3 protein-coding genes and 1 rRNA gene are annotated in these 7,172 nt (G+C 44.8%); 2 read left to right on the top strand and 2 right to left on the bottom strand.

Going from position 1 to position 7,172, the window contains the following annotated elements:
* Positions 1 to 74, top strand: a 5S ribosomal RNA gene (gene rrf, locus ACVA54_RS14880); the annotation flags it as partial.
* A 446-nt stretch (positions 75 to 520) separates the two neighbouring features.
* Here rrf and ACVA54_RS14875 read toward each other — a convergent pair.
* A complete protein-coding gene (locus ACVA54_RS14875; RefSeq protein ID WP_099080103.1) occupies positions 521 to 1,807 on the bottom strand; it encodes a cation:proton antiporter in 1,287 nt (428 codons plus the stop codon).
* A 192-nt stretch (positions 1,808 to 1,999) separates the two neighbouring features.
* Between ACVA54_RS14875 and metH the strand changes: the two genes are divergently transcribed.
* Positions 2,000 to 5,680 (top strand): methionine synthase, encoded by a 3,681-nt coding sequence (gene metH / locus ACVA54_RS14870; RefSeq protein ID WP_446649717.1) that lies wholly within the window; start codon positions 2,000 to 2,002, stop codon positions 5,678 to 5,680.
* Between the two features lie 89 nt (positions 5,681 to 5,769).
* On the opposite strand, the gene lysC is transcribed toward metH, so the two are convergent.
* Complete coding sequence (lysC, locus tag ACVA54_RS14865) at positions 5,770 to 7,122, bottom strand: lysine-sensitive aspartokinase 3 (RefSeq protein WP_099080105.1); 1,353 nt, start codon at positions 7,120 to 7,122, stop codon at positions 5,770 to 5,772.
* Positions 7,123 to 7,172: the final 50 nt, after the last annotated feature.

The following is a 7,172-nucleotide window of genomic DNA, read 5'->3' as shown; positions in this document are numbered from 1 at the left end:
AACTCAGAAGTGAAACGAAATAGCGCCGATGGTAGTGTGGGGCTTCCCCATGTGAGAGTAGGACATCGCCAGGCTTTTAATTTAGAAAAGCCCACTCGAAAGAGTGGGCTTTTTGCGTTATTAAAGCAAATAAATATTATTTCAATTCTGTTCTAGAACAGTAATAAATTAAGCTCATTCACGCTTATATTCTGTCTTTCTAATTCCCTCTTCTCGCATCTCACCAGTATGCTAAATCTTGTTCTTCATCACGACGAACGTCTATTTTTCGACACTTATTGACGTTTAAGGTACGTTTATCTCAAGCCAAACTCATTACAGTTCAAATCAGTGTCTGAACATTCTTACTTAAGGCTTTTAACTTTGTAATTAGAGTAACGACAAAAGCCATCCCCAACTAATCGATTTTTCAGTGTAATTCCCTGATCCAGACTGCTCATTTATCCCAATTAAAATTTTTCTATTTGGACAATATAAAAAAGGCAGCCACTTGGCTGCCTGATAATTTAGAATGCGGAATCTACGCTTCTTGAGATGCTTTTTCGGCTTGCTTCGCTTTTTCTATCATTGGTGTAATTGTCGAGCCTTGAATTAAGATTGAAAAAACGACGACAGAGTAAGTCATGACTAAGATGATTTCTTTTACGTCGATGAGTTTATCTGGAATGACCCAAATACCCGATGGAATAGATAAAGCCATAGCAAGCGCTAGGCCACCACGTAATCCCCCCCAAGTTAAGATCTTCACTGACCAAGGGTTATATGTTCTAAAGCGTTTAAAGCCGACATAGGAAATAGCGACGCTCAAGTAACGTGCAGTTAGAACAAGTGGTACTGATACAGCCATCATGATCCAGTCTTCTTTGTGGAATTCAAATAGAAGCATTGACATACCAATGAGCAAAAATAGCACACCGTTTAGGAATTCATCTACCAATTCCCAGAAGTGATCAAGGTGATCCTCACTCTCTTTAGAGAAGCCAATAAAGCGTGTCCAATTCCCGATCATGATACCTGAAACCACCATAGCCAGTGGACCGGAAACATGTAGATATTCGGCTAAGGCATAGCCTGCCGTCGGAACACCTATGGTGAGTAGCAATTCCATTGAGTGGTCGTTTGTTGCACTGATTAAATAGTGAAAAATTACCCCTAGAACTAAGCCGTAAACAATACCCCCAATTGCTTCTTGAACAAATAGTAATGCTACGCTGCTTACGCTCGGTGCTTCTATTCCAAATGCGATGGTAAATATGGTCACGAAGAGCACTAGACCGAAACCGTCGTTGAATAAGGACTCACCTTCAATTTGGGTCGAAATACGCTTCGGTGCATTAAGTTTTTTGACGATCGCTAAGACTGCAATTGGGTCGGTTGGAGAAATAAGCGCGCCAAAAAGTAAGCAGTAGACGAGCTTGAATTGAATACCGATCAGTAGGCAGAAACCGTAGAGAACAAAACCGATGAAGAAAGTTGAGAAGAGAGTTGCGCCTAGAGCAAGTACTGTAATTTCCCATTTTTGGTCTTTGAGGTTAGGCAGTTTGACGCCTAAGCCACCCGCAAATAATAGAAATCCTAGGATCCCCTTAAGTAGAAAATCTTCAAAGTCGATGCTAGTGATGGTTCGTGTTGCGATATCTGTAAGCTGAAACCAATCATTTTGACCCGCGATGAGAATGAAGAGCGAAAGTATCATTGAGCCTGCGGTAATGGCTATGGTGGTTTGCATTTTTCCTATCTTGCTGTTTATAAAGGCAATTAGAATTGCTGCGGCAGATAGGAAACATAAAGTATGATAGACCGACATAGAGCCCTCTATTTGTAACTTTTTATGAATGGAAATTCTCGGCCTATGTTGGCTAAATAGCAAACATTTTTTCGTGATTTCTTTGTAACTTGAAATGGACGCTAAATAATCACTAATTCTATTTTTAGACGTCTAGACTCCTTTTGTTTGTGTGATAGGATGAGAAGATAATTAAAGGAATGAGGCTGTACTGTGGGAAGTAATGTAAGAGAGCAGATAGAAGCTCAATTGAAACAACGTATTTTGCTGATTGATGGTGGTATGGGTACCATGATTCAGGGTTACAAACTTGAAGAGCAAGACTATCGAGGTTTGCGTTTTGCAGATTGGCATTGTGACCTAAAAGGTAATAACGACTTGTTAGTGCTTACTCAGCCTCAATTGATTAAGGATATTCATAGCGCATACCTCGAAGCGGGTGCTGACATTCTCGAAACAAATACTTTTAATGCAACCTCTATTGCAATGGCTGACTACGAGATGGAAAGCCTGAGTGAGGAGATTAACTTCGCCGCGGCTAAGCTTGCTCGTGAGGTCGCCGATGAATGGACAACAAAGACGCCTAGTCGTCCCCGTTATGTTGCCGGTGTTCTTGGTCCGACAAACCGTACTTGTTCGATCTCTCCGGATGTAAACGATCCGGGCTACCGTAATGTTTCTTTCGATGAACTCGTTGAAGCTTACTCCGGATCAACTCGTGCGCTGATTAAAGGTGGTTCTGATCTTATTCTGATTGAAACTATCTTTGATACACTCAATGCGAAAGCGTGTGCCTTTGCGGTAGACAGTGTCTTTGAAGAACTAGGTGTTGAGTTACCAGTCATGATCTCCGGCACCATTACCGATGCGTCTGGTCGCACGCTTTCCGGTCAAACGACAGAAGCGTTCTATAACTCTCTGCGTCATGTAAACCCGCTTTCATTTGGCTTGAATTGTGCGCTTGGCCCTGATGAATTGCGCCCTTACGTAGAGGACCTTTCTCGCATTTCTGAATCTTTTATCTCAGCACACCCTAATGCTGGTCTACCAAACGCTTTTGGTGAGTATGACCTCTCGCCAGAAGATATGGCGATTCATGTTAAAGAGTGGGCGGAAAGTGGCTTCTTGAACCTGATTGGTGGCTGTTGCGGTACGACGCCAGAGCACATTCGCCATATGGCAATGGCAGTTGAAGGTGTGAAACCTCGTGATTTGCCTGAGCTTACGGTTGCGTGTCGTTTGTCCGGTCTTGAGCCTCTTACGATTGAAAATGAGACGCTGTTTATCAACGTGGGTGAACGTACTAACGTTACCGGTTCTGCTCGCTTTAAACGTCTGATCAAAGAAGAGCTCTACGATGAGGCTCTGGAAGTTGCTCGCCAGCAAGTTGAGAACGGCGCTCAGATCATCGATATCAACATGGATGAAGGTATGTTGGATGCAGAAGCCAGTATGGTTCGCTTTCTAAATCTATGTGCGTCTGAGCCAGAAATTTCCAAAGTTCCAATTATGGTCGACTCTTCCAAATGGGAAGTGATCGAAGCGGGTCTGAAGTGTATTCAGGGCAAAGGCATCGTGAACTCCATCTCTTTGAAAGAAGGGAAAGAGATGTTTGTTAAGCAAGCGAAGCTGATTCGTCGATATGGTGCTGCGGTTATCGTGATGGCATTTGATGAGGTTGGTCAGGCAGAAACGCGTGAGCGTAAGCTAGAGATCTGTACCAATGCTTATCGCATTTTGGTTGATGAAGTGGGCTTCCCGCCGGAAGATATTATCTTTGACCCGAACATTTTTGCGGTTGCGACGGGTATCGAAGAGCACAACAACTACGCAGTTGACTTCATTGAAGCGGTTGCAGATATTAAACGTGATTTACCACATGCGATGATCTCTGGTGGCGTGTCTAACGTTTCCTTCTCCTTCCGCGGTAATAACTACGTTCGAGAAGCGATTCACGCGGTGTTCCTATACCACTGTTTTAAAAATGGTATGGATATGGGTATCGTTAACGCGGGTCAGCTAGAAATCTACGATAATGTTCCAGACAAACTGCGTGAAGCGGTCGAGGATGTGGTGCTAAACCGTCGTGATGATTCAACTGAACGACTGCTCGATATTGCTGCTGAGTATGCAGATAAAGGTGTCGGAAAAGAAGATGATGCCTCTGCGCTTGAATGGCGTACCTGGACGGTAGAAAAACGTTTAGAGCATGCGCTGGTTAAAGGCATTACCGAGTTCATCGTAGAAGATACTGAAGAAGCTCGCCTTAATGCGTCCAAACCACTTGAAGTGATCGAAGGCCCTTTAATGGATGGTATGAACGTGGTTGGCGATCTATTTGGAGAAGGCAAGATGTTCCTTCCCCAAGTAGTAAAGTCGGCACGTGTTATGAAACAGGCAGTTGCTCACCTTGAGCCCTTCATTAACAAAGAAAAACTAGCCGGTTCATCCAACGGTAAGATCCTGCTTGCGACCGTTAAAGGTGATGTTCATGACATTGGTAAGAACATTGTTGGCGTGGTGCTGCAATGTAATAACTACGAGATCATCGATCTTGGCGTAATGGTACCGTGTGAAAAGATCCTGAAAGTGGCTAAAGAAGAGAATGTCGACATTATTGGCCTTTCTGGCTTGATCACGCCATCTCTGGACGAAATGGTTCATGTCGCAAAAGAGATGGAGCGTCTAGATTTTGAACTTCCACTTCTGATCGGTGGTGCGACCACATCAAAAGCGCATACTGCCGTTAAGATTGAGCAGAGCTACAAACACCCAGTAGTATACGTAAATAACGCTTCTCGTGCGGTAGGTGTGTGTACATCACTGCTATCAGATGAACGCCGTCCGGCTTTTGTTGAAAAATTGGATGAAGACTACGAACGCGTACGTGACCAACATAACCGCAAGAAGCCTCGTACCAAGCCTGTCACCTTAGAAGCCGCACGTGCTAATAAGGTTGCGATTGATTGGGAGGCGTATACACCACCTGTACCAATTAAACCAGGCATCCACATTTTTGAAGATTTTGATGTCGCTACTTTGCGTAAGTATATCGACTGGACGCCTTTCTTCATGACTTGGTCGTTAGTCGGCAAGTTCCCAACAATCTTTGACCATGTAGAAGTGGGCGAAGAAGCACTGCGTCTGTACAAAGATGCAAATGAGTTGCTTGATCGCGTTGAGCGTGAAGGGTTACTGAAAGCACGAGGTATGTGTGGTCTGTTTCCTGCGGCTAGTGTTGGCGATGATATTGAAGTTTACACAGATGAGTCACGCACCAACGTTGCTAAAGTGCTGCATAACTTACGTCAGCAGACAGAGAAACCAAAAGGCTTCAACTATTGTTTGTCTGATTATATTGCACCGAAAGAGTCTGGTAAGCATGATTGGATTGGTGCCTTTGCAGTAACGGGCGGTATTGGTGAGCGTGAACTTGCTGACGAATACAAAGCGCAAGGTGATGATTTCAATGCCATCATGATCCAAGCGGTGGCGGACCGTCTTGCAGAAGCGTTCGCAGAGTACCTACATGAGCGTGTACGTAAAGAGATTTGGGGTTACGCTGCGGATGAAGAGCTGTCGAATGAAGAACTGATTCGTGAAAAATACCAAGGCATTCGACCAGCTCCGGGTTATCCGGCATGCCCTGAGCATACTGAGAAAGGACCGCTATGGGAACTGATGAATGTTGAAGAAAACATTGGTATGTCACTGACAACAAATTACGCGATGTACCCAGGAGCGTCCGTATCGGGTTGGTACTTCTCGCACCCTGATTCTCGTTACTTTGCGATTGCTCAGATCCAAGAGGATCAGCTACAAAGCTACGCTGATCGAAAAGGTTGGGATAGGATCGAAGCAGAAAAGTGGTTAGGTCCTAACATTAACGGTTAATCGACTCAGATAGAAACAACAAGGGCTGCGATGTGTAGCTCTTGTTGTTTCTTGGTGAATTAAAGTTTTATCGTTGAGTTAAAGCGTTCTTACTGTTCAAACAGCTCTGTATGCAGTTTTTGGATCGCTTGACGTGATACTGACTCGTGGACAAGGAAGCACAGGTTATGTGGGCTTGCTCCGTAACAGATCATACGTAGGTTGAAGTCTTCTAACGTGCCAAACACTTGCTTCGCGTAGCCTTTGCTTTCACTCATATTGTTACCAATCAGAGCGACAAGACATAGGTCGTGTTCCACTTCTACTTTACATAGTTCTTCAAGTTCCTCGCGTGCCGCTTGTGGTAATTGAGGTGCACCGCCTGACGTGTCTGTTTGATCAAGGGTGAGTGATACACTGATTTCAGATGTGGTGATCAGATCGACAGATATTTTGTGTTTCGCTAGGATCTCAAATACCTTCGCTAAGAAGCCGTAGGCGTGGAACATGTTTGCGCTGCGCAGTGTCACCATGGTTTGGTTACAGCGCAGAGCAAGTGCACGGAATAAAGGTGAGCTTTCCACTTGATGACGGATCCATGTACCGCCTTTTTCTGGCTCTTTAGAAGAGCCTACGAATACTGGGATGTCGTGACGAAGTGCCGGAACCAGTGTTGAAGGGTGCAGGATTTTTGCGCCGAAGTTTGCCATCTCTGATGCTTCACTAAAGCTGATCTCTGGGATTGGCGCTGCTTTTGAGGCGATACGTGGGTCTGTGGTGTAGATGCCCGGAACGTCGGTCCAAATCTCTAGACCTGCTGCTTTCACCCCTTCTGCAATCAATGCTGCGCTGTAGTCACTGCCGCCACGACCAAGCGTTGTCGTGTTACCTTCTTCATCTGAGCCGATGAAGCCCTGAGTGATAACAACATACTCTTGGCATAGTGGAACCAACTTTTCTTGTGCGAGTTGTGAAATGGTTTCGACATTTGGTTCAGCACGACCAAAGGTAGCATCGGTTTTTAACACGTCGCGAATATCAAAACGGATGGTGTTAATACCACGCTCACGCATTAACTGCGCAAGAATGTGAGTCGACATTAATTCGCCACAAGCGACCAAATGATCGGTCAGTTTGGTGTTTGCTTGGATAGAAGTGGCCTCTGCCAAGCTTGTGACGGTATCAAGAATCGAATAAACCTCAGCTGCCGCTTCGGTTGCGTCTTCAAGTTGCGACAGAATCGATTCGTGAATGTTTGCTAGTTTCTGTAGTACTTCCGCACGATGTTCTTGGTCTTGAACACCATTTGCGAGTTCAACTAATAGATTAGTGACACCTGAGCAAGCGCTGCTGACGACAAGGCGAGTATTTGGGTTGTTTTCTATGATAGTGGAGCAACGGCTCATTGCCTCAAAGTTGGCAACACTGGTTCCACCGAATTTTGCTACGTTAAATGCGCTCACTGCGTTCTCCCACGACTTCCTGAAAAATAACAACAATTAATTGGTTGTCT

The sequence above is a fragment of the Vibrio sp. PNB23_22_6 genome (genome assembly GCF_052877535.1).
Note: the sequence above shows the minus strand (reverse complement) of the source record. Positions and strands in the feature narration are given on the sequence as shown.

What these genes read in the sequence shown, in the direction of transcription:
- ACVA54_RS14875 (WP_099080103.1), bottom strand. Translation starts at nt 1,807, where the DNA reads ATGTCGGTCTATCATACTTTATGTTTCCTATCTGCCGCAGCAATTCTA.